Source organism: Caballeronia sp. LjRoot29 (genome assembly GCF_964252755.1).
Lineage (GTDB): Bacteria > Pseudomonadota > Gammaproteobacteria > Burkholderiales > Burkholderiaceae > Caballeronia.
In genome coordinates this window covers 1-21,859 of sequence record NZ_CAXUPU020000001.1, presented here as the reverse complement: position 1 = coordinate 21,859, position 21,859 = coordinate 1, and the positions used below count along the sequence as shown (strand labels likewise).

Genomic DNA, 21,859 nt, shown 5'->3' with positions numbered 1-21,859 from the left:
CGGCTGAGTCAAACGCTAGCGCTGGGAGACTGGAGAAAAGCAGAGGGGAGACGAGCGGACTTGGCGGGGATGCGCGAGGAAGAGATAGACCCTGAAGACCCCAAGCGCTGCGAAATCCGAACGCTTCCCTGCGCTGGCATTATCCAGATCAGGTTCAAAGGGTATTTCTCACCCGCGACACACCGGCAATCCAGCGATGGATGCCGATATGCAGCGCAGGACCCCCGCGTTAGCAGCCGCAACAATACACCTCGCCGTAGCGTGTTGGCAACCATCTGTAACACTCACGCGTGCGTGTGCATTGCTTACTGCATAATGGCGACCACCGTGTTTTCCCGGACGCGCTTCGACATTTTTTACCGAAACGCACCAGACTCGCGGCGGCTCATGCCGGCTTTCAAGCCGTTATCGAGCTTCGGCACGTTGTTGCCCGACCCTTTTTTCTGCTTCCGACATGTTGTCCTGCCTTGCCCGTTTTGCCGCGATGCTCAAGCGGCATACGCGCCGTTCTTCACTTTGCCTGGTTTCGGGCGAAGCGAAACCGGTGTTTTTCAGCTTGCCTGTCAGGTTGACTGCGAGCTTGGCCATCCGGCCGGCTGGCGTTGCAATCATCTTCGCCGCGGAGTAACGGATGTCTACACCGCTGCCGCCGCGATTGCCGGATTCCGATTCGCCACCCCACCCCTTCGTGCCACCGCAGTCACAGCCTTTGGCTGACGTGCTGCCGTTTCCGCAGGCAGCAGCCGACGCTGCGTCGCCGTCGCCGGACGTGCTGCCGGACGTGACGAGTACACAATCTGTCGCCGATACCCCCGCGCGTCGGCCATTCAATCTTCCCAACCATTTCCCCTTCCGGCTTCCCGCGACTCGCAGCGGCCGCGTGGCGCTTGCCCTCTGCGTGGTGTACATCGTATGGGGTTCGACCTACATGGCGGTGCATCTGTCGCTGGAATCGTTCCCTCCGCTGATGCTGTCCGGGTTGCGCAACTTGTTCGCCGGCATTGGTTTGTTCATCTTCGCTGCGCGCCGTGATCCGGTCTGGCCGACTTTCGCCGAAGTGCGAAACGCTGCGGCTGTCGGAACGTTGCTCGTGGGTTTGTCGAGCGGGATGCTTGCGTTCGGTATGCGCACGGTCGAGACCGGCACGGCTGCCGTCATGGTGGCGACCGTGCCGCTGTTCGCCACGGTTATTGCCGCCATTGCAGGCCGCAAAGTGGCGAAGGGCGAGTGGGTCGCCGTCGGGCTGGGGCTGGTCGGAATTGCGTTACTGAATCACGGTGATCCGTCGTCGGGGTCGACTGCAGGCAGTCTTGCGATTCTTTGCGGCGCGCTCTTTTGGGCGGGCGGTTCGTTTCTCGCGGGGCGTCTGAAGCTGCCGTCTGATTTGTTGGTATCGACGGCATTGCAGATCAGCCTTGGAGGTGCGATGGCGACTATCGTTGCGTGGGTGTCCGGCGAACGTATCGTGAGCATGGGCTTCACGCCGTTCATGGCTTACCTGTACCTGATGCTCGTCGGCTCGATGGCCGCGTATGTCGCGTATGCGTACCTGATTCGCCACACGAGTCCGATTATCGCGAGCAGCTGCATGTACGTGAATCCGGTGGTGGCCGTGGTGATAGGCGCGCTGTTTCTCGGCGAGGTGATCACGAAGTGGACCGTGATGGCGACCCTCATCATCCTGGCGAGCGTGGCTTTGTCGTTCTGGTTCGATTACAAGAGGCGCGGTCTGGTTTGAGGACGGCGGGACGACGGCAGACAACCGGCACTTCAAAAACGGCGGACCGTTCGGAGCAAATCCGGAGAAACGGGCCGCTGTTTTTTTGAGTTGCGCAAGTCGCAGGGCGAAGATGGAAATTCAGGGCTTGGCCGGCAGCATGATTTCTCATCAATCAAACAAGAAAAGGACCGGGCATGACATCATTTTGCGCATGAAAGCGTTAGCCTTAAAATTGGCTGTGAGCCCTTTCAGCATTGGCTTTAGCCAAATTTTGCGCACAACCGCGCGCTGAAAAAAGCACAAAACTCTGGATATAGTGCAGCACAAAACTCTAGTTATGGTCTTAGGTCTCGGGAGTTCACTTTGTGGCCCCGTCCAATAAAAGACTGGATGCTTCACTGCCAACTGATGCAAATTCGCATGTCTTTCGCTAAGACGCAAAAAAAGAACCTCCGCAAAGGGAGGTTCTTTTGATCGTCATCTTGGCGAATTCCGCGGCCGGTTCCGATTCAGGTGGGCAACAAATTGCCGTCGGTCACTGACCGCTAAGCCTTTGTCGCTGGCTTTCTCACTTACTCGGCGTTGTGCTTATCGGCCGAATTCGTGATGGCGTTGCCGCCCTTTGACAGGTCCTGGCCGGCGCCGGCCACTGTGTTGCAAGCTGCGAGTGCGGCGGATCCAACGATCAACAGCAAAGCGATAATTCGAGTCATGAGCAATTCCCCTTGAGTTTGATGCAGGTACGCTGGCGGTTCGGCCTTGAACGCGTACCCGATGTTCGAATCCTGGCCACTCGATGTCCAGCAGCGAAAGCGAATAACGAAAGCGGCTGCAAAAGCAAATACCGGACACATTGTGGCCTTGGCTAAGACCGATCGCGGAAGCGGCCGCCGGGATCAACTCACGTGATCAAACCAGCACCAAAAACCCGCGGCTACCACTTCTTTAATCGGCCACACCGGTCCGATGAATCATAAAAAACTGCGCGATCGCAAGCTGTAGGCGCGGATGTTTTTATCGTGTAGGTGCAGTCTGCAACTGATGTCGGCACCGTCCTACAAACTAAGTGCGAGCGCCCGCCAATAAAAGCCAACAGGCCGTCCACTTTCCATCCTTATGCGTCGAAGTTACGCGCGCGGGGCATGGTGACACGAATATCGGTTCCGTGCGGAACACGCCGTTCGATTTCAATACGCCCGCCGCGCGCGCTGACCCTCTGGCGCATCCCCAGCAGGCCATGCGTGTGCGTGCGCTGCAGGTCCTGCGGGCGAATGCCAACGCCGTCATCGGCTATATGCATCGATACCCTCACGTCATCAAGCGCCAGCGCGATCGACACACTCGATGCCCGCGCGTATTTGGCCGCGTTCGTCAGCGATTCCTGCGCGACCCGGAACAACGCGATTTCGACTTCTTCGCCGAGCTTGATGTCGTCATCGGGGAGCGCGAGTTCAAGCGTCCAGCCGGTGCGTTGCGCGGTTTCATCGGCGAGGGTTCGCAGCGCCGTGACCAGTCCGAAATTGGCAAGAACGGTTGGCCGCATGTCTTCGATAATCCGCCGCTTCAGCGCAATCCCCTGATCGAGATTCGCCAGCGCACGGCCCAGTTTTTCGGCCATCGCGGGCTCGGCGCCCTTTAGCTTGTTGTTGACCCAGGCCACATCCATCTTGCTGGCCGTCAGGATTGAACCGAGTTCATCGTGCAGTTCGCGGGCAAGCTGGGTCTTCTCGTTTTCACTCACCGATTGCAAATGCCATGCAAGGGCTTCAAGTTGCCGCGTGCGATCAAACACGAGCTGGTCGAGCTCTTCCTGTTGCGTAATCAGTTTTTGCTGCACCCGGTCTTGCTTGTCCAACTGGATACCGAGATTGCGAAACAACAGCAGGAACAACACGATATTCAACGCGCACAACGCGCCCACGCAGAACGTGGAAATGCGCTGGTCGGCGCGGCTCGCGTCGAGCGCGGACTGCGCCCGCCGTTCTTCATTCAGACGCAGCAGGGCGAGCGCGCTGTCGAGGATATCGGTGCTCGATGCGCTGTCTGAACCCGAGCGGGCAGCGAGTCCCGAGTTGATTCGCGCGTCGAGGATCGTGCTGACCTGGTTGAAACTGGCGAGCGCGGTGTCGTCCGCTTTGCGCCGATAGTACGCATCGAGCGACGCAACCGTTTGTTTGATCCGCGCTGCCGCCGCGTTGTAGTGGTCGGTGTAGGTGTTGTCGGGCGCGAGACGGAACGCGCGTTCATCGGCAGTCAGGGACGCGATATCCGCCGCTAGCGCGGTCAACTGGGTGGTAGCACCTTTCGCGTCGAGCGCGGTCTCGTATTCCGCGGCAATCCGCATGCGGCCGGATTCGAGTATCACCAGGCCGCCAACAGTAATCACAATAGCGACGGTCATCGCGACGGCCCAACTCCAGCGGCGCATCCAGCCATTCAGACGCGCGCTGAACCGGGTTGCGCGCCGCGTGACGCCCGCCGCCGGATTCGTCGCGCCGCCTTCGTGTAAAGAGGAAGTCATAGGGAGCTGCCGGGTTTTCTGTGCGGCCAGTGTAACTTTTCACGCCGTATAGGGCCGATCGAATTGCGCTGACTTACGTTAATCAGCGCTGATTGGCGCCAAGCCGCATTAGCCGGAAGTGAATTGAAGTTGAAAGCGTTTGTCGGTGAAGTCCTACACGAAAAACGGCGTGCATCCAGATGCCGCCTCATGACCGCCTCGCTAACATCCTGTTACTAGTCATCCTTATTGGGGAACGGATCATGTTGAAGTGGGCATTGTTTTTCGCCATCGTCGCAGTTATCGCTGGTTTGCTCGGCTTCACCGGCGTGGCAGCGGGCGCGGCCAGTATCGCGAAGTTCCTGTTCGTGCTGTTCCTGATCTTGTGCGTCGTGTTCCTTGTGCTCGGCTTTATCGTGTCGAAGAAAATTGTCGATTAGCGGTCTTAACCACCGTTATTTAAAGCGACTCGACTCATCCCGAAAGCCGGATTCAATGCTTGATCCGAAGCCTATAAGAACTCACAGGAGGGAAGATCGCCATGCTTCATTACGCCGTTGTTTTCTTCATCATTGCGATTATCGCGGCTGTGTTCGGCTTTACCGGCATTGCAGCAGGCGCTGCAGAGATTGCGAAGATCCTTTTCTACATCTTTCTCGTGGTTTTCGTTGTTACGTTGCTGCTGGGTGTATTCCGAACGTGATGTTCGCGAGCAGGCACGCCGTATGCGAGCGGTACTGAAAGCGACTGTGGATGGCGGTCCATGTGTTTGTCCAGCGAGGCTGCCTCCACGAACCCGTCCAACCGCCGAACAAAAGATCCATTCTCTTTCTGGAGCACATCAATGTCGAAATCCTCTGCTGTAAAAGCTGCACCCGCACAATCGAAAGAAGCCGGCAGCAAGTCCGATCCTTTCGTACTGGACATGGAAAAAATCCGCGCCAACGCGCGTCAGCATATGGACGATGGCTCAGTTACGTCGACATACGGCGCTGACAAGGAAGTCGTGCTGAAGCTATTGAACGATTCACTCGCCACGGAGATCGTCTGCACGCTGCGTTATAAACGCCATTACTTCATGGCGAAGGGCATCCATTCGGAAGCCGTTGCATCGGAATTCGCGCAGCACGCGACCGAAGAGCAGGAACACGCCGATACCATTGCCGAGCGCATCGTCCAATTGGGCGGCGAGCCGAATTTCGCACCCGATAGTCTCGCGTCGCGCGCGCATTCCGAGTACAAGGAAGGCGCCAATCTGATCGATATGATTCGCGAGAATCTCATCGCGGAACGCATTGCGATCGACACGTATGCCGAAATCATTCGCTACCTCGGCGAAAAAGATGTCACCACGCGCCGGCTTTTCGAAACGATCCTCGCGGTCGAAGAAGAGCACGCCGATGACATGGCCGACCTGCTCGACGGCCTCGACGGTTGATTGCGCGTTAGCTGTAAAAGCGCGCGAAAGCGAATACTGAAGCTCCAGGACGACGCGCGGCGGGTTCATCCCGCCGCGCGTCGTCGGTACAATGATTCACTGTAAAAAGGCCGCGGGCAGCGCAGATGATTCGAGTGTTGATAGCGGACGATCACGCCATTGTGCGAAGCGGGTTCCGGCAATTTGTCGCCGATGAACCCGACATGGAAGTCGCCGCCGAAGCGTCCACCGGCGATGAAACCATCGCGCGCGTGCGTGAAAGTGCGTTCGACGTCGTGTTGCTGGACATCGCGATGCCGGACAAGAACGGTATCGACACCTTGCGCGTGATCAAGCAGATCCGCCCGGAGCAGGGCGTGCTGATGCTGTCGGGGTATCCGGAAAGCCAGTACGCAATCAATCTGCTGCGCGCCGGCGCCAACGGATATCTGAACAAGGATGCGGCGCCCGACGAAATCGTGCGGGCCATCCGGACGGTGGCGCGGGGCCATCGTTACTTGTCTGAATTCATCGCCGACGCACTCGCTGACAAGCTGGAAAAACCCGCTACCGAGCGCCCGCACGAAGCCTTGTCCGAGCGTGAGTTCCAGATTTTTTGCAAGCTCGCGGGCGGCCAGATTCCGACCGAAATAGCGGAGGAACTGCATTTGTCGGTGAAGACGATCAGCACGTATCGCGCACGCGTTCTTGAAAAAATGCGGCTCGCGAACAATGCCGATCTTACGTATTACGCGATCAAGAACGGTTTGATCGAGTAAGGAGGATGCCCGCCGTGGGCCAACAACCGATCGTCGATAAAACCGGTCTCGCGCATAAGCGGCCACTGCGCGTGCTGTTGATCGAAGACTCGCCGTTGATCCGGCGCAGCCTGGTGGAGGCGATCGATGCGTCCGGCGAACTGCGGGTCACCGCTTGGGCGGATACGCCGGAGACGGCGATCGCGTTGCTGGAAGCGCAGAGCTTCGACGCGATCATCGTCGATCTGCAGCTCAAGCAGGGCTCGGGCGTCGAGGTGCTGGCATATTTGCAACGCACCGGAATGATCGATTCGACTTTCGCCGCCGTGCTGACGAACCATGCACTGCCGGCCTACCGCGAGCGCTGCCTGCAATACGGCGTGCGCCATTTCTTCGATAAATCCCTGGAATTCGATCGCGTTCTCGACGCGTTGCATCACTACGCCCGCGCGCGGAATTAATCGCACGGGCGCGGCCGCCTTTCAGACCTCCGGCACGGCGCTCTTTGAACGGCTTCGCGAATGGCTCAGGCCGGCAAGCGCAGTCGCCGCGAGTCCCGCGACGCACACGCCGACCCAACCGAACGCGTGCCACGCCAGCGATGCAACCGCCGATCCCACCGCGCCGCCAATGAAATAAACCACCATGTACACCGTATTCACGCGGCTGCGTGCTTCCGGCTTGAGCGCGTAGATTCTCGATTGATTCGATATCTGCGCGGCCTGCACGCCGATATCGAGCACGATCACGCCGATCACCAGACCCACGAGGCTGCTTCCCGACATCGCGAACACGATGAACGAGACGGCCACGAGCACGATGCACAGCGACACCACCGCTCGCGGCCCGCGCTTGTCCGCCGACTTGCCGGCGAGCGGCGCGGCCAGCGCACCCGCTGCACCGACAATGCCGAACAAACCGGCTGCCTGCGGCCCGAGATGGAACGGCTCGCCCGCGAGCAGCAACGTGAGCACCGACCAGAATATGCTGAACGCCGCGAACAACGCACCGCCGGTCATCGATGCCTCGCGCAGCGCGGGCGATTCGACCACGAGATGCCACATCGACGCGAGGAGCTTCCCGTAGGGCAGCGTCGAAGTCGGCTTGCTGCGCGGCAGGCGCATCACCACGAGTACGGCAAGCGCGATGGTCGCGGCCACCGAGGCGCCGTACACCGCTCGCCACCCGAAATACTCCGCGACGAAGCCCGAGACCGTGCGTGCAAGCAGGATGCCGATCAGCAAGCCGCTCATGACCGTACCGACTGCGTGACCGCGTTGCGCCGGCGGCGCGAGTTCGGCGGCGAACGGCACGGCTTGTTGCGCGATGGTCGCCACGATGCCGAGCGCCAGGCTCGCCGCGATCAGCACGCCGAGCGTGGGCGCGGCGGTTGCCGCGACGAGCGCGATGCCAAGTGCGGCCAGTTGCAGAAGGATGATCAGGCGGCGGTCGAAGCGATCGCCGAGCGGCGCGAGCAATAACATGCCGATCGCGTAGCCGAGCTGCGTGACGGCCGGCACCGCGCCGATCAGCTCGGCGCTTTCCGGGAACGACGCACGAAACGCCGCGAGCAGCGGCTGATTCGTATAAATATTAGCGACGGATACGCCTGCGATCGTCGCCAGGACGAGCAGCGTTGTCCGCGAGTAATGCTGGTGGGGCTGGTGGGGCTGGTGTTCCGGCTGATGCGGGGTGTGGGAATTTGAATCGGTGGCGGCAGCGGACATGGGCGAGGGCTCGAGGATTCAACGCATGAAGCGAGCCGCTGATGATACTAAAGACGACGGACGTCCGCTGACGGTGGATCGGTTCGGCGTCGGCCGGTGCGCGAGCCGCTGGGTTCATTGACGTGTCGGCTTGACCATGTCTTCCGACGTTGCGGAATACCGTTACTCCGTGGCAGAGGCGTCCGGTTTCGGCGGGTACTTTTCAGCGAGATCCGCCGGTGTCAGCCACTGGAATGTCTTGATCTGATCGCCTTCAAACGTGCATTCGACGGCTGCCTGTACCTGCGTCGATGTTACTTTGATAGGGGTCACGCCCACGGGCGGAATCTGTTTGGTGTAGCTGCCTTCGACCACCACGCGCGCACCCTGGTATGCGACACGAGGTATTTCATACGTCAGTTTGGGCTTGGAGTCCGGGTAGGTTTCCACCATCTTGGCCTTGCACTCCTGGCCGTTGCGGTACGGGGTCGTGCAGCCTGCGGTGCAGGTAAGGACGGCAGCAGCGGCCACCGCATAAAAGGTTCGATGTTTCATGATGGCTCGCGCTAGGTGGGACGCGCAGTCTACTTCAGTCGGTTAAGCGAAGACAGGATGACTGGCGGTTTCAGCATCGATAAAACGGATCTGCAGTGCGCGACCGGTGCTTCTTTCGTTCGCTTTCTCGTTTCCTTCGTTCCTTTCAGCCAGGCCAAATGAAATCCGGAAAGTGCGCAACGGCGTTGAGCCGCTTCTGTATGAACATACAGTAATTATTGCGTTGAGCTTCGGGGACGTTCAATCAATCTGACGCTGGTAGCGGGGACCGGACTTGAACCGGCAAGCCGTTAGGCGGCGGATTTTAAGTCCGCTATGTTTACCAATTTCATCACCCCGCCAAGCGGACGGGATTCTACCATCGGACGGCCGACGGGCCAATCCAGAGCGGCGCGAACGTCTCGCTCCTGGCTGCCTTTCGGCGATTGTGCGGCCGGTTTTCATCGGGCGCATAAATTCTCTTCGGCAGCTTTCGACGTGTTCCGCGGGATGGAAATTAATAGATAGCCTCCCGTTCTGCATCCATTCGGACCTGAGCACGCGTATTCAGGTAGATGAAAATCCGCCACGGCGGGATCAACAAGTCGGTCCATCGATGTCAGGAGGCGAGAATGAAAGAAATTTCTATTGGCGCATGGCGTGAACGGACGCGTCTGGGCCTCGGGCTGGCAATTCTCGCGGCGGGGGCAGGGTTACAACTGCTGCAATGGCTCCATTCCTCCGTTCCTGGATAAAACCCGGCGCTCCTTTCTCTCGTTCAGGCTAAATCGACAGCGCCAGGTTGCTCGCGCATAATTTGTTGCGCGCGCGGGGCGCTGACAACAAAGCCAAAAGCACGAGAGAGGAAGAGGATGGGCACGAATCGGATCGAGGCATTCAGCGACGGCGTGATCGCCATCATCATCACGATCATGGTGCTGGAACTCAAGGTGCCGCACGGCGCCGATCTGGCGTCTCTCAGCGCCCTCGGTCCCGTGTTTTGCGCCTACGTGCTCAGTTTCGTGTACGTCGGTATTTACTGGAACAACCACCATCACCTGATGCACGCAGCCCAGCGCGTTAACGGCAGCGTGCTATGGGCGAACCTCCACGTACTGTTCTGGCTTTCGCTGCTCCCGTTCACCACCAACTGGATGGGCGAGAACCACATGGCGTCATTGCCCACTGCGCTCTACGGCTTCGATCTCTTCATGACGGCCGTCGCGTGGTACCTCCTCACGCGCGCGCTGATCGGGCTGCATGGCGCCAACTCGATGCTGGAGCGCGCCATTGGCGCCGATCGCAAGGGCAAGATCTCGGTGGTGCTGTATCTCGTTGCCATTGCTGCCTCATTCTGGGAGCCGTGGGTCGCCGCGGCCTTATATACGGTTGTGGCGATCGTATGGCTTGTCCCGGACCGGCGCGTGGAGAAAGTCCTGCTGACGCAAGAGTAACGATCTGCGCCAAGGTGATTTCATCGACATGAACAGTGCTACGCTCGGGCCATAAAGTCCTGCGAGCGAAGCTCATGTCATCTGTTATCCGCATCGGCATCATCTCCGATACCCACAACCTCGTGCGCCCCGAGGCGCTCACGGCGTTGCGCGGCTGCGAGCACATCATTCACGCCGGCGATATCTGCAATCCCGCTGTCCTCGATACGCTCAACGAACTCGCGCCCGTCACAGCGGTTCGCGGCAATAACGACTCGGGCGCGCGGATCGATGACCTGCCGGAAGCGCTGACATTTCATATCGACGGAACGGCGATTCATCTCGTCCACGACATAGCCGACGTTCCGAAGCAGCTGAATGGCATTGACGTGGTCGTCACCGGACATTCGCACCAACCTTTGATCGAACGCCGCGGCGCGACGCTGTTCGTCAATCCGGGAAGTGCCGGGCCGCGTCGATTCAAACTGCCCGTGACGCTCGGCATCATGCTGATCGACAACGGCGAGGTACAAGTCGAGATCGTGCAGCTGATCAAATGAATGGCGGCCGAGTTCCGCTTTTGAGCGACAAGAAAAGAGGCCATCAAGCGAACGCTTGATGGCCTCTTTTTTAACAATCAGATCGACGGCTGTTATGCGTGTGCGGTCGCCTCGGGCATCCGGTCGTCCATTTCGGCTGCTTGCCGAACACCGCGCAGCACGGCATGCGCTTCCGAGCGCGAACCCACGCACGGCGGCGAACCCTTCAGCGGTTTCCTGGCCGTTTCATGAAGCGCCAGCACCGAAACAATGCCGATTACCGATGCTCCCATCAGGTAGTACGCCGGCATCATCAGGTTTCCCGTCGATGAAACCAGCCACGCGGTGACCAGCGGCGTCGTGCCTCCGAACAGCGAAACCGACACGTTGAAGCCGATTGCGAGCGCGCCATAGCGAATCTTGGTGGGGAAGAGCGCGGGCAATGCCGACGGCATGGCGCCCGTGAAACACGACAACAACACGCCGAGGATCAGCATGCCGCCGAAAATAGGCAGCAGAGTGCCCATGCGGATCAGGTTCAGCGCGGGTATCGACAGCAGCAGCAACCCGACGCATCCGAACAGCATCACCGGTTTGCGTCCGACCTTGTCCGACAGATGGCCGGCGCCCAGCGTCATCGGCATCATCAGGACCATCACGAGCAGTACGATGAAGAGCCCGTGCGTTTCGTTGAATTTCAGCGTAGCGGAGATATAACTCGGCAGATACGACAGCGCCATGTAATCTGTCACGTTGAAGATCAATACCAGCCCGACGCATTGCAGCATCGGCCGCCATTGCTTGACCAACATGTCGCGGAATTGCTCTTTGGGCGTGCTGTGCGCTTCGCTTTCGCGCTTGTCTGCTTCGCGTTGGAACGCAGGCGTTTCTTCAAGCTTCAGCCGGATATACAAGCCGATTATCCCCATCGGTCCGGCGATCAGGAACGGAATGCGCCAGCCCCAGGAGAGCAGCGATTGCTCGGACATCGTCGCGGTCAGCACTGCAACACATCCGGCGCCCAATACGTAGCCAACCAGCGTACCGAACTCGAGAAAGCTGCCCATAAAACCGCGCTTCTTGTCGGTCGCAAATTCCGCGATGAACGTCGCCGCGCCGCCGTATTCGCCGCCCGTCGAAAAGCCCTGGACCAGACGCGCGACGAGCAGCAGGATCGGCGCAAAAATGCCGATGCTTCCGTACGCCGGAATCAGGCCGATGCAAAACGTGCCGATCGCCATCATGATCATGGTCATCGCGAGCACGCGCTTGCGGCCAATGCGGTCTCCCAGCGGTCCGAACACCATGCCGCCCAGCGGGCGCACGAGAAATGCCGCCGCGAAGGTCCCGAACGTGGCAATCAGCTGCGCGCCCGGATTCGCCGACGGGAAGAACACTTTGCCGAGCGTCACGGCGATGTAGCTGTACACGCCGAAATCGAACCATTCCATCGCATTGCCGATCGCCATGGCGCCGACCGCGCGTTTGAGCAGCGATTTATCGACGATGGTGATGTCGTCGAGGGTCAGGTCTTTTTCGGGTTGGGGTTGTCGCCAGAGGCCGTCGTTCGGTGTTGCCATGAAGAGAAGCTCCAGGTTGTTGCCGGGCCGCCCATGGGGCGGTTCGGCGTGCGCGCAAGCGCACATTGCCGGGAAAGTGCAGTTTCGCGACGAGGCGAGTGTCAGTGCACGGACGTCAGTGCATCCTCGGAAGGCGATTGCCCGCACGCGGAGCGCAAAAAGATGCGCTGACGGCGCCTCGATGCCTCGATGCATAAAGCCAATGCTGACGCCTCGCGGCGATGTCGCGAAATGGCACTTCGTGGATGGTGCACAGGTGCACGGGTACTCGGTGCTACGGGGATAGATGGCTGGACGCAGCTAAATTGAGCAACGGAGGCGCGAGGAGCGCTTGCGAGGAGTGCATGAAACGCGATGCAGTCCGGTTGCGTGCTGTGTCACGGATTGAGAAGGCTTGAGAGCAACTTGTCCACCGGCAAATCCAGACCTGTGGAAGCCTCCACAACCACTCGCCGATATCTCGAATTAGCGCTCGAACGAAAGCTTCAGGCGCGTCATTGCTAAGAAATTGAGTTTGAATTGCAGTTGGAAAGATGGAGATGATAGCAGAATGCAAGACGATGCGCAAACCGGGCCCTTGAGAAGGATGCTCTCGCCCGACCGTGCCGCACTCTCAAAAAGAAAAAGCCGGCCCAGAAAGGCCGGCTTCTTATCGCCAGAAAATGGCTCGTCCGATCAGCTTGGTGTCGGCGGCACGTAGCCTTGCGCGGTATCGGCGCCTTCGCCGAAAAAGTATTTTTCCGTCTGCTTGAGCAGATACTGACGCGCGCGCGGATCGGCCATGTTCAGGCGATTTTCGTTGATCAGCATGGTTTGCTGCTTGAGCCAGCCCTGCCACGCTTCCTTCGAGATCGTTTCGTAGATCCGCTTGCCGAGTTCTCCCGGCAGGGGCGGAAAGTCGAGTCCTTCGGCTTCCTTGCCGAGTTTCGCGCATTGAATCGTTCGGGCCATCTGTATTTCTCCTGTAGCGGGGTAACCGGACGCCTCGCTGGGCCAAGCGACCCGCGTCAATCGATCGCGCTCGCAGCCGGACGGACGTCTCGAAATAAGCTTAAAGCTGCTTCATCAACACAAGCGATTTACGTTGCCAGTTGTAGAGCCGGCGGCGATCTTCGGGCAGGTCGTCGACCGTGACCTTGACGAATCCGCGTTTGAGAAACCAGTGCTCGGTGCGCGTGGTCAGCACAAAAATATGCGTGAGGCCGCGAGCCCGCGCACGCTGCTCGACGCGCTTGAGCAGGCGTTCGCCGTCGCCGGAACCTTGCGCTTCGGGCGAGACCGTCAGGCAGGCCATTTCGCCAATGCGTTCCTGCGTGTACGGATACAGCGCCACGCAGCCGAACAGCACGCCATCGTGCTCGATCACCGAGAAATGGTCGATATCGCGTTCAATCTGGTGCCGGCCGCGCCGCACGAGCGTGCCGTCCATTTCCAGCGGTTCGATCAGCGTCAGGATCCCGCCGACGTCATCCGGCGTCGCTTCGCGCAGGCTTTCGAGGTTCTCGTACGAGATCATCGTGCCGACGCCGTCGTGCAGGAACAATTCGAGCAGGATGCTGCCGTCGAGTGCGTAGGGAATGATGTGCGCCCGCGCCACGCCGCCGCGGCACGCGCGAATGGTGTGCTTCAGGTAGAACGCGGCGTCGCCTTGCAGCTCGCCGCCTTCGTGCAGCCGGTACGCATCGTCGAGCGACATTTCGCGCACCAACTCGCCGTTTTCATCGACGAGACCGGGTGTTTCGGTCAGGAAAATGATCTTGTCGGCGCGCAACGCGATCGCTGCTGCCGACGCGACATCTTCCATCGACAAATTAAACGCTTCACCCGTCGGCGAAAAACCGAGCGGCGAAAGCAGCACGAGTTTGCTGCTGGTCAGCGAATGGCGAATGGAGTCGCCGTCGATCTTGCGCACCACGCCGGTGTGCTGGAAATCGACGCCGTCGAGAATGCCGACCGGCCGCGCTGTCACAAAATTGCCCGATACCACGCTGATGTGCGCATGCGCCATCGGCGTGTTCGGCAAGCCCTGGCTGATCGCCGCTTCGATGTCGAGGCGCACTTCGCCGGCGGCTTCTTTCGCGGATTCGAGCGCGCGGGCGTCTGTGATGCGCAAGCCGTGCGAAAACTCTGACTCCACGCCGTGCAGGTTCAGCTGTTCTTCCACCTGGGGTCGCGAACCGTGCACGAGCACGACGTGAATACCCATGGCATGCAACAGGCCGACGTCCTGAACGAGCGCGTTCAGACGTCCTTCCTGTACCAGTTCGCCGCCGAACGCAACCACGAAGGTCTTGTTTCGGAACGCGTGAATATAGGGTGCGACGGAGCGCATCCATTCCACGAACTGGCCGTGTTGATCGGGCGCTTCAGGCTCGGCGATAACCGGCGGAGGCGCGGCGGGGAGGTCGGTTTGAGAATTCATGCCGGGATTATAATGCCGTGCTATGCCGAATGTTTCCAAACGTCCCGCCGATGCGGACAAGCTTGACCCCCAGGAGCAGTTGAAAAAGCTGCGTGAAGCGCTGCTGCGCGATGCAGCGGCGCGCGAAAGCGATGGGGAAAACGAGGGGGAGGAATCCGCCGATAACGCCGTCAATCGCAAGAAGGAAGCGGCTGCGCGGCGGTTTGCGGGTGCCTCGGGTGAGTCTGCCGCCGGGGCTTCGAAAGCGGCGGCGGGTGGTGCGGGCACAAGCTCAACTTCCTCGCAGACCGCGAAGAAAAATGTTCAGAAGGGCGCGGGGGTTTCGTCCTCGGCTTCGCCTTCGCCGTTGTCTTCCCGCAATCAATCGACTGGGTCTTCTAGTGCAGCTCCGCCTCCCCGGGAGCCCGCGCGGCGAAAAGACGAGCGCGGCGGTCTGGACTTGTTATCGACTTTGTTGTCCGAAAAGGCGGTCGGTCCCGTTGTTTCATCTGACCAGAGTGCGGATGCACGGGTTTCGAGCCAGCGCGATTTATCGGTGGCGAAACGGGCGGGCGTCAAGGTTCCAGTAACGTCCCCGGCAGCCAATACGTCCAGGCCCACAGTTCACCCTGTTGATGCCGCTACTGACGCATCGAAACAACAGCGGGCCCCAGGAAAGCGTCCGGCACATGCCGAAGAGGTTCGGCGCGAACCAGCGTCTGGCATCGATAGCCGCGGCGCTACCGGACAAGCATCAACGAGCAATCGCGCGCAGGAACATTGGGGGCTTGGCGGAAAAGCCGCGCCGGTTCATAACCGGGCTCCGGATCAAAAACACACGGTTCACGACGCACGCACGCACGCACGTCCGGACGTGGTGAACAAGGCCGTGGCTGATCGAGATTCAGCGCGCGACGGTGTTCAATCCGCCGTTCATCCTAAAACGGCCACTGCCGATGCGCGCCCGGAACGCCACGAACGTGGCCCGAAGGCGGGACGTAATCCTGAAGCGCAGCGACCGCGGGAAGCAAACCGTTCGCGCAACCCGCCTGTGGCGGCAGTGGCCGAAGCTTTGGCTGCACCTGATTCGGCGCCGGCGCACCCCTCACGGGAAAAGGCGGAACACGCCGGGCCGAGCGGCGAGCAGCGCGTGCGTCGCGGTCCACCAGACGGCGGGACCGGATCGGCCGGCACCGCTGCCCGTTCAGTCGTTCAAGAAGCACGACCGCCTAAAGAAGCACGTGCGTCCCAAAACACTCAGCAACGCTCGAACGCGCCAACCAACGCTCCAAGCGCGCCGCGTCGCGACACGCCGCGTCCGCGCCGAGTGGTCGAGCCGAATCCCATTCCGCCGATTCGTTTTCCTGAAACGCTTCCTGTTTCCGCTCGACGCGATGAAATCGCTGCCGCGATCCAGGCAAATCAGGTCGTGATCGTCAGCGGCGAAACGGGTTCTGGAAAAACAACGCAGCTACCCAAAATCTGCCTGGCCCTCGGCCGTGGTCTTGGCGCAGGCGGCTCAGGACTGATCGGTCATACGCAGCCACGACGTATCGCGGCATCGGCGACAGGACGGCGGATCGCTGAAGAACTCGGCACGCCGTTCGGCGAAGTCGTCGGCTACAAGGTTCGTTTCACGGACAACTTGTCGCCGGGGGCATCGGTGAAACTGATGACCGACGGTATTTTGCTGGCTGAAACGCAGACCGATCCGCTGCTCGCCGCCTACGACACCATCATCATCGACGAAGCGCACGAGCGCAGCCTGAACATCGACTTCCTGCTCGGCTATCTGCGTGAAATCCTGCCGCGGCGTCCGGATTTGAAGGTGATCGTGACATCGGCGACGATCGATGCTGATCGGTTCGCCCGTCATTTCGGCAGCGATGAAAAACCTGCGCCGGTCATTGAAGTGAGTGGGCGGCTATATCCGGTCGAGGTGCGATATCGGCCCGTTGAAGAGGACAGTCCGGCGGTGAAAGCCGCGCAAGGAACCACGCCCGGCACGCAGCAAAAAGAGCGGCCTGATCGTCCGAGAAATCAGCGTGAAAACGACCGCGATCTGATGGAAGCGATCGTTGACGCCGTCGATGAACTCTGCCGGGAAGGTCCCGGCGACGTCCTCGTGTTCCTCCCCGGCGAACGCGAAATCCGCGACGCCGCCGAAGCGTTGCGCAAACACCATCCGCCGCACACGGAAATCCTGCCGTTGTTCGCACGTCTGTCCGCGACCGAGCAGGAGCGCGTGTTCAAGACATCGAATGCTCGGCGCATCGTGCTGTCGACGAACGTCGCGGAAACCTCGCTGACGGTGCCGGGAATTCGTTACGTCGTCGATACCGGCTTGGCGCGCGTGAAACGCTACTCGTATCGGAACAAAGTTGAGCAGTTGCAGATCGAACCAATTTCGCAAAGCTCGGCGAACCAGCGCGCGGGCCGTTGCGGACGCGTGGCCGACGGCGTGTGCATTCGTCTCTACGAAGAAGACGATTACAACCTTCGCGTGCGTTTCACCGATCCGGAAATCCTGCGGTCATCGCTGGCCGCAGTGATCTTGAGGATGAAGTCGCTGCACCTGACGGCCATCGAAACGTTTCCGTTTCTCGAACCACCGCCGGGTCGTGCAATCGCCGATGGTTATCAACTGCTGAACGAACTCGGCGCCGTCGATGACGACAACGCGCTCACGCCGCTCGGCCGCGAACTCGCGCGTTTGCCGCTCGATCCGCGCGTCGGCCGGATGATTCTCGCTGCGCGCGACCATCAGTCGTTGCGTGAAGTGTTGATCATCGCAAGCGCGTTGTCCGTTCAGGATCCGCGCGATAGGCCGATCGAAGCGCAGGAACAAGCGGATCTGGCGCACAAGAAATTCGCCGATGAGCGCTCCGAATTCCTGCAGTGGACAAAAATCTGGGCGTGGTTCGAGGATGCGATCACGCACAAGAAGTCGAACAAGCAGCTCACCGATGCCTGTCGCGCGAACTTCTTGAACCACGTGCGCCTGCGTGAATGGCGCGACGTGCATTCGCAATTGCTGACCGTCGTGCGTGAACATGGCTGGCGTCTGAACGAATCCGAGGCAACGTTTGAGCAGATTCACCTCGCGTTGCTGACCGGTTTGCTCGGAAACGTGGGCCTCAAGGCCGATGACGAGCCGTATTACCTTGGCGCACGGGGGATCAAGTTTTATCTGTGGCCGGGTTCGGCTTTGTTGAAGAAGGCAGGGCGCTGGGTTGTAGCGGGCGAACTCGTGGAAACGAGCCGACTTTACGCGCGCTGTATTGCGAAGATCGAGCCTGAATGGCTTGAGCAAGTCGGTGCGCATTTGCTGCGCAAATCGATTTCCGAGCCGCATTGGGAAAAGAAAGCCGCGCAGGTTGCGGCGTTCGAACGCGCAACGTTGCATGGTCTGACTGTCTATGCACGTCGGCGGGTGAGTTTTGGGAAACAGGATCCGGTGCGGGCGCGCGAGTTGTTCATTCGCGGCGCGCTTGTAGATGGTGAGTTCGAGACGAAGCTGCCGTTTTTCGCGCATAACCGCAAGCTGCTCGCGGATATCGAACAACTGGAGCACAAGTCGCGTCGGCAGGATGTGTTGGTTGACGACGAATTGATCTTCGGTTTCTACGATTCGCTGGTGCCGAAGGGCATCTATTCGGGCGCCGCGTTTGAGCGCTGGTATCGCGATGAGGAAAAGAAAGAGGGCGCGTCGCGCCTGTTGTTCCTCTCCCGCGATGACCTGATGCGCCACGAAGCCGCCGGCATCACGACCGACCTGTTTCCGAAGCGGATGACGATGGCCGGCATCGAAATGACGCTGACCTATCATTTCGAACCGGGTTCTCCTCGCGATGGCGTGACGCTAACCGTGCCGCTGTTCGGCTTGAATCAAGTCGATGCCCGGCGCTCGGAATGGCTGGTTCGCGGCATGCTGAAAGAGAAAATTCAGTTACTGCTGAAGTCGTTGCCGCAGAAATTGCGGCGGCATCTCGTGCCGCTGCCCGAGTTTTCGGCGGGCGTGGTCGAGCGGCACAGCGGCAAGACGTTCGGCGCGGGCGGTTTGCTTGAAGCGCTGATTGCCGACATTCGCGAGCAGACGCAAATCGCGATGAAATCGTCGGACTTCAAGCTCGAAACGCTGCCGGCGCATTTGTTCATGAACTTCAAGGTCATCGACGAACACGGCCGGCAACTCGCGATGGGCCGTAACCTTGCCCAGTTGCGGACTGAACTGGGCGGTCAGGCACAGCAGCATTTCCAGAAGCTCGCTGCGGGCGCGACGCTGGATGTCGGCAATGACGCGTCGGCTCCTGTCACTCGAAGCGCTCCGGCATCAGATTCTTCGAGTACCGCGCTCTACGAAAACCTCAGCACGTGGGATTTCGGTAAGTTACCCGAATTGCTTGAAATCCGGCGGCGTGGTCAGACGCTGTTCGGATATCCCGCGTTGGTGGATCGGGGAACGCATTGCGACGTTGAAGTATTCGATTCGCCGGAAGAAGCGGCGCGGATTCATCGGGCCGGTTTGCGTCGGTTGTTTGCATTGCAACTGCGTGAGCCCATCCGGTATCTCGAGCGCAATCTGAGCGGATTGCGTGAGATGTCCTTGCAGTACATGGCGCTGGGTTCACAGGAAGAGTTGGGTAGCCAGATCATAGAAACGGCCTTGGATCGTGCGTGCCTGCAAGATCCGCTTCCCGATAACGACCGCGATTTCTATGCGCGTCGCGATTCCGGCAAGAGCCGCTTGACGCTGTTGGCTCAGGAAATTGCTCGGTTGGCCGGACAGGTTCTGGCGGATTACGCGGTGGTGTCGAAGAAATTGGCGCAGGCTAAATCGTTCGGTGCCCCGTACGCGGATATGGCCGGTCAGTTGAACGCGCTGATCGGCAAGCGTTTTATTATTGATACGCCTTACGCGCAGTTGTCTCACTTTCCGCGTTATCTGAACGCAATGGTGTTGCGTATCGACAAGTTGAAAGCGGATGCGGTGCGGGACGCGCGGTTGTCGGCGGAGATTGCGCCGCTAGTGCAAAACTATCAGCGGGCGATTGCGCAACGAGGCGGGGTGCCGGACGCGCGATTGAGCGAATACCGATGGCTATTGGAAGAGTTGCGTGTGTCGTTATTTGCCCAAGAGCTTCGGACGCCTATGCCAATTTCGGTCAAGCGTTTGTACAAAGTATGGGAATCAATGCAGCGATAACGGACGTAAAAAAGCGCGAGACGCGGCGGGTAGCCGGCTCGCGCTTTACAGGTTCTACAGCGTTACTTTGTTGTTTCGCCTGAGGCCTGTATGACTTCGAGACTCAGTGGCGCAGCTGTTAAAACGCTGGGCTCAGTGCCAGTGTTTACCGAACCGCTGGCCTGCGTGCTGACCGGCGTCACCGTATACTTTTGCCATTTTCCGTCGGCCAACGTTTCCACGCTATCGCCGCACTTGCGATAAAAATTGCGCGCTTCGTCCGTTGAAGTGAACACTGCTTTCAACTGGCAAACCATTTGCGGCGCACCAGCCTCGTTCGTGACGTTCAAAACATAGTCCCATTCGCGGACGCCGAAGAATCCTTCCTGGAATTGCGGACGGCCCAGGAGAGCCGCAATCTGGTTTTTGTTCATGCCGGGCTTGAGTTTGCGCAGGGCCTCAGTCAACGGGTAGCTACCGCCGTGGCTCGATGCCGAGTCGACTGCCGGAAATACCAGTTGGTCCTGGCTGCCATTGCTGGACAACCGGCTGCCCGTACCGCAGCCCGACAACAGAAGGGCCGCGACGAGCGACGCAGCGAAAGGAAGTGCACGCGATGGCTTGCGGAGGGTGAAGTTCATCTCTTGATCGGATCCGTTGTTTTCATTGACTCGATGTCGCGGGCTTTTTGCAGCTCGCCCGCGACACTACCTCTACCTGACTGCGCTGAATTACCAGTGCATGCCCGCGCCGACGGAAACGCCGAACTGACCGCGCGTGCTCGTCGTGCCGCTGACCTTGTAGGCCCAGATGCCGTTCTCGGACAGTTGCGAAATCCCGATAGCAACAGCCGACTGTCCGCCGTAAGTGCCGCCGCCCAACGCCACCATGCCACGGCCTGGCAATACCGCTTGTGGCAAGCCTGCGACTGCCAATGCTGCCGCCGTGCCGGCGTATGCGTCACGACGAGCACCTTCGGTCTGCGAGTCGGTGTAGTCGTTGGCCGACTTGAGCGTACTGCCCGCGCTTTGGTTCAACTGATTCACGTTGACCGCGTCGGTGCCTTGCGTGCCGGCTGCGACGTTCGTGATTTGACGCTCGCTCCCTGCCGCACCCACCGAAACCGTGTTCGCACGATCCGCGACTGAGTTCTGGCCCAGTGCTACCGTGTTGTTGGCAGTTGCTTGCGCGCCGTTACCCAAGGCAACACCACCGGCGCCGGACGCCACCGAATTCTGGCCGACTGCTGTAGTGCTCTCGGCGGAAGCCTGAGCGCCGTTGCCCATGGCGACTGAACCTGTGCCGCTTGCCACAGCGTTTTGACCGAGCGCCATAGCGTTATCGGCTGTAGCCTGAGCGCCACTGCCCATTGCGATCGAGCCAGCGCCCGTAGCCACTGCCTGCGCACCTACCGCAACCGCTTTCGTGCCGGTGGCTGATGCCGCGTCTGTGTTGCGATCGCCATCTGCGCTGAATAAGGGGTCGCTGGCGTCGATCACGGCGTTATTCACCGCCGCTGTGACTGCGTTGTTCACGGCGTTATTGACAACATCGCCAACTGACGCGTTGACCTGACCGATAGCGTCGTTCAACTGGCCGACGTTCACGGCGTCGGTGGACTCCACGCCGGCTGCGACGTTGTGAAGCGCCGTTCCGCTAGTGCCTTCGAGAGTCACGCTGTCGTGATTGACTGAGCCGTCGGCATTGCGATCGTATTTGACCGCGCCTTCCGACGCGGTGGTCGCGTTCGCGATTGCTGCGGTCGTCTGGTCACTGACGGCCTTCAACTGTGCGACGTTCACAGCGTCGGTGTCCGCTGCGCCGGGCGCAACGCCGCTGATCGTGCGGCTACCGACGTTGACTTCACCCGTTGACGTCTGCGATCCGGTCAGACCATAAGCGGCGTACCCCGATTGAGCGCCGATGGTCGTTGCCGATCCCGCGCCGAGCGCGACACTATTCGAGTTGTTTGCGATCGCGTTATTGCCGATCGCGATGGAGTTTTCAAATGCGGCATTGGCGGAGTTGCCGACTGCGACTGCGCTTTCCCCCGCTGCGACAGCCTGGTAACCGCCAGCAAACGAGG

General features: G+C 59.9%; 20 protein-coding genes, 1 tRNA gene and 1 riboswitch. Of the genes, 10 read left to right on the top strand and 11 right to left on the bottom strand.

What is annotated here, in order from left to right:
* Nucleotides 1–107: 107 nt before the first annotated feature.
* A riboswitch (TPP riboswitch) is annotated at nucleotides 108–236 on the bottom strand.
* Between the two features lie 169 nt (nucleotides 237–405).
* Nucleotides 406–588, bottom strand: coding sequence for a hypothetical protein (locus ACSQ83_RS00105; protein ID WP_436226865.1), 183 nt, complete (start codon nucleotides 586–588; stop codon nucleotides 406–408).
* A 43-nt stretch (nucleotides 589–631) separates the two neighbouring features.
* Here ACSQ83_RS00105 and ACSQ83_RS00100 point away from each other — a divergent pair, with 43 nt between their 5' ends.
* Complete coding sequence (locus tag ACSQ83_RS00100; RefSeq protein WP_414948135.1) at nucleotides 632–1,738, top strand: EamA family transporter; 1,107 nt, start codon at nucleotides 632–634, stop codon at nucleotides 1,736–1,738.
* 554 nt (nucleotides 1,739–2,292) lie between these two features.
* Here the strand turns inward: ACSQ83_RS00100 and ACSQ83_RS00095 are convergent.
* Both ACSQ83_RS00095 and ACSQ83_RS00090 read right to left on the bottom strand, forming a co-directional pair.
* On the bottom strand, nucleotides 2,293–2,433 hold the full coding sequence (locus ACSQ83_RS00095) for an entericidin A/B family lipoprotein (RefSeq protein WP_414948136.1): 141 nt from the start codon (nucleotides 2,431–2,433) through the stop codon (nucleotides 2,293–2,295).
* Between the two features lie 401 nt (nucleotides 2,434–2,834).
* A complete protein-coding gene (locus tag ACSQ83_RS00090) occupies nucleotides 2,835–4,241 on the bottom strand; it encodes a sensor histidine kinase (RefSeq protein ID WP_436226864.1) in 1,407 nt (468 codons plus the stop codon).
* Nucleotides 4,242–4,483: 242 nt separating this feature from the next.
* Here ACSQ83_RS00090 and ACSQ83_RS00085 point away from each other — a divergent pair, with 242 nt between their 5' ends.
* The 5 genes from ACSQ83_RS00085 (at nucleotide 4,484) to ACSQ83_RS00065 (ending at nucleotide 6,856) form a co-directional block, all read left to right on the top strand.
* Nucleotides 4,484–4,660, top strand: coding sequence for a DUF1328 domain-containing protein (locus ACSQ83_RS00085; protein WP_436226863.1), 177 nt, complete (start codon nucleotides 4,484–4,486; stop codon nucleotides 4,658–4,660).
* Between the two features lie 101 nt (nucleotides 4,661–4,761).
* Nucleotides 4,762–4,923, top strand: a complete 162-nt coding sequence (locus tag ACSQ83_RS00080; RefSeq protein ID WP_074264073.1) for a DUF1328 domain-containing protein — start codon at nucleotides 4,762–4,764, stop codon at nucleotides 4,921–4,923.
* Nucleotides 4,924–5,064: 141 nt separating this feature from the next.
* A complete protein-coding gene (locus ACSQ83_RS00075) occupies nucleotides 5,065–5,658 on the top strand; it encodes a ferritin-like domain-containing protein (protein WP_436226862.1) in 594 nt (197 codons plus the stop codon).
* A 125-nt stretch (nucleotides 5,659–5,783) separates the two neighbouring features.
* Nucleotides 5,784–6,416 (top strand): response regulator, encoded by a 633-nt coding sequence (locus tag ACSQ83_RS00070; protein ID WP_414948139.1) that lies wholly within the window; start codon nucleotides 5,784–5,786, stop codon nucleotides 6,414–6,416.
* 14 nt (nucleotides 6,417–6,430) lie between these two features.
* A complete protein-coding gene (locus tag ACSQ83_RS00065; protein ID WP_436226861.1) occupies nucleotides 6,431–6,856 on the top strand; it encodes a response regulator in 426 nt (141 codons plus the stop codon).
* Between the two features lie 21 nt (nucleotides 6,857–6,877).
* Here the strand turns inward: ACSQ83_RS00065 and ACSQ83_RS00060 are convergent, their stop codons facing one another.
* The 3 genes from ACSQ83_RS00060 to ACSQ83_RS00050 form a co-directional block, all read right to left on the bottom strand.
* Entirely contained in the window at nucleotides 6,878–8,122 is a 1,245-nt protein-coding gene (locus ACSQ83_RS00060; protein WP_436226860.1) for an MFS transporter, read from the bottom strand.
* A gap of 162 nt (nucleotides 8,123–8,284) precedes the next feature.
* On the bottom strand, nucleotides 8,285–8,656 hold the full coding sequence (locus tag ACSQ83_RS00055; protein ID WP_414948142.1) for a hypothetical protein: 372 nt from the start codon (nucleotides 8,654–8,656) through the stop codon (nucleotides 8,285–8,287).
* Between the two features lie 256 nt (nucleotides 8,657–8,912).
* Nucleotides 8,913–8,997, bottom strand: a tRNA-Leu gene (locus ACSQ83_RS00050).
* A 270-nt stretch (nucleotides 8,998–9,267) separates the two neighbouring features.
* Here ACSQ83_RS00050 and ACSQ83_RS00045 point away from each other — a divergent pair.
* From ACSQ83_RS00045 to ACSQ83_RS00035, 3 genes are all read left to right on the top strand, one after another.
* Entirely contained in the window at nucleotides 9,268–9,390 is a 123-nt protein-coding gene (locus ACSQ83_RS00045; RefSeq protein ID WP_414948143.1) for a hypothetical protein, read from the top strand.
* Nucleotides 9,391–9,507: 117 nt separating this feature from the next.
* Nucleotides 9,508–10,089, top strand: a complete 582-nt coding sequence (locus ACSQ83_RS00040) for a TMEM175 family protein (protein ID WP_414948144.1) — start codon at nucleotides 9,508–9,510, stop codon at nucleotides 10,087–10,089.
* Between the two features lie 74 nt (nucleotides 10,090–10,163).
* Nucleotides 10,164–10,628 carry a metallophosphoesterase family protein gene (locus ACSQ83_RS00035; protein WP_436226859.1) on the top strand — a complete coding sequence of 155 codons (465 nt, stop codon included), beginning with the start codon at nucleotides 10,164–10,166 and terminating at the stop codon, nucleotides 10,626–10,628.
* Between the two features lie 92 nt (nucleotides 10,629–10,720).
* On the opposite strand, the gene proP is transcribed toward ACSQ83_RS00035, so the two are convergent.
* The 3 genes from proP to argA all read right to left on the bottom strand — a co-directional run bounded on the left by proP (nucleotide 10,721) and on the right by argA (nucleotide 14,609).
* The gene (proP, locus tag ACSQ83_RS00030) at nucleotides 10,721–12,187 is read right to left on the bottom strand and encodes a glycine betaine/L-proline transporter ProP (RefSeq protein WP_436226858.1); all 1,467 of its coding nucleotides are present in this window, start codon (nucleotides 12,185–12,187) and stop codon (nucleotides 10,721–10,723) included.
* Nucleotides 12,188–12,862: 675 nt separating this feature from the next.
* Complete coding sequence (locus tag ACSQ83_RS00025) at nucleotides 12,863–13,138, bottom strand: oxidative damage protection protein (protein ID WP_031363859.1); 276 nt, start codon at nucleotides 13,136–13,138, stop codon at nucleotides 12,863–12,865.
* A 100-nt stretch (nucleotides 13,139–13,238) separates the two neighbouring features.
* Complete coding sequence (gene argA / locus ACSQ83_RS00020) at nucleotides 13,239–14,609, bottom strand: amino-acid N-acetyltransferase (RefSeq protein ID WP_436226857.1); 1,371 nt, start codon at nucleotides 14,607–14,609, stop codon at nucleotides 13,239–13,241.
* A gap of 22 nt (nucleotides 14,610–14,631) precedes the next feature.
* Between argA and hrpA the strand changes: the two genes are divergently transcribed.
* Nucleotides 14,632–19,794 (top strand): ATP-dependent RNA helicase HrpA, encoded by a 5,163-nt coding sequence (gene hrpA, locus ACSQ83_RS00015; protein WP_436226856.1) that lies wholly within the window; start codon nucleotides 14,632–14,634, stop codon nucleotides 19,792–19,794.
* A 62-nt stretch (nucleotides 19,795–19,856) separates the two neighbouring features.
* On the opposite strand, the gene ACSQ83_RS00010 is transcribed toward hrpA, so the two are convergent.
* Entirely contained in the window at nucleotides 19,857–20,318 is a 462-nt protein-coding gene (locus ACSQ83_RS00010; protein ID WP_436226855.1) for an outer membrane protein assembly factor BamE, read from the bottom strand.
* Between the two features lie 186 nt (nucleotides 20,319–20,504).
* A partial coding sequence (locus tag ACSQ83_RS00005; protein WP_436226854.1) for a YadA family autotransporter adhesin occupies nucleotides 20,505–21,859 on the bottom strand: 1,355 nt, incomplete at its 5' end.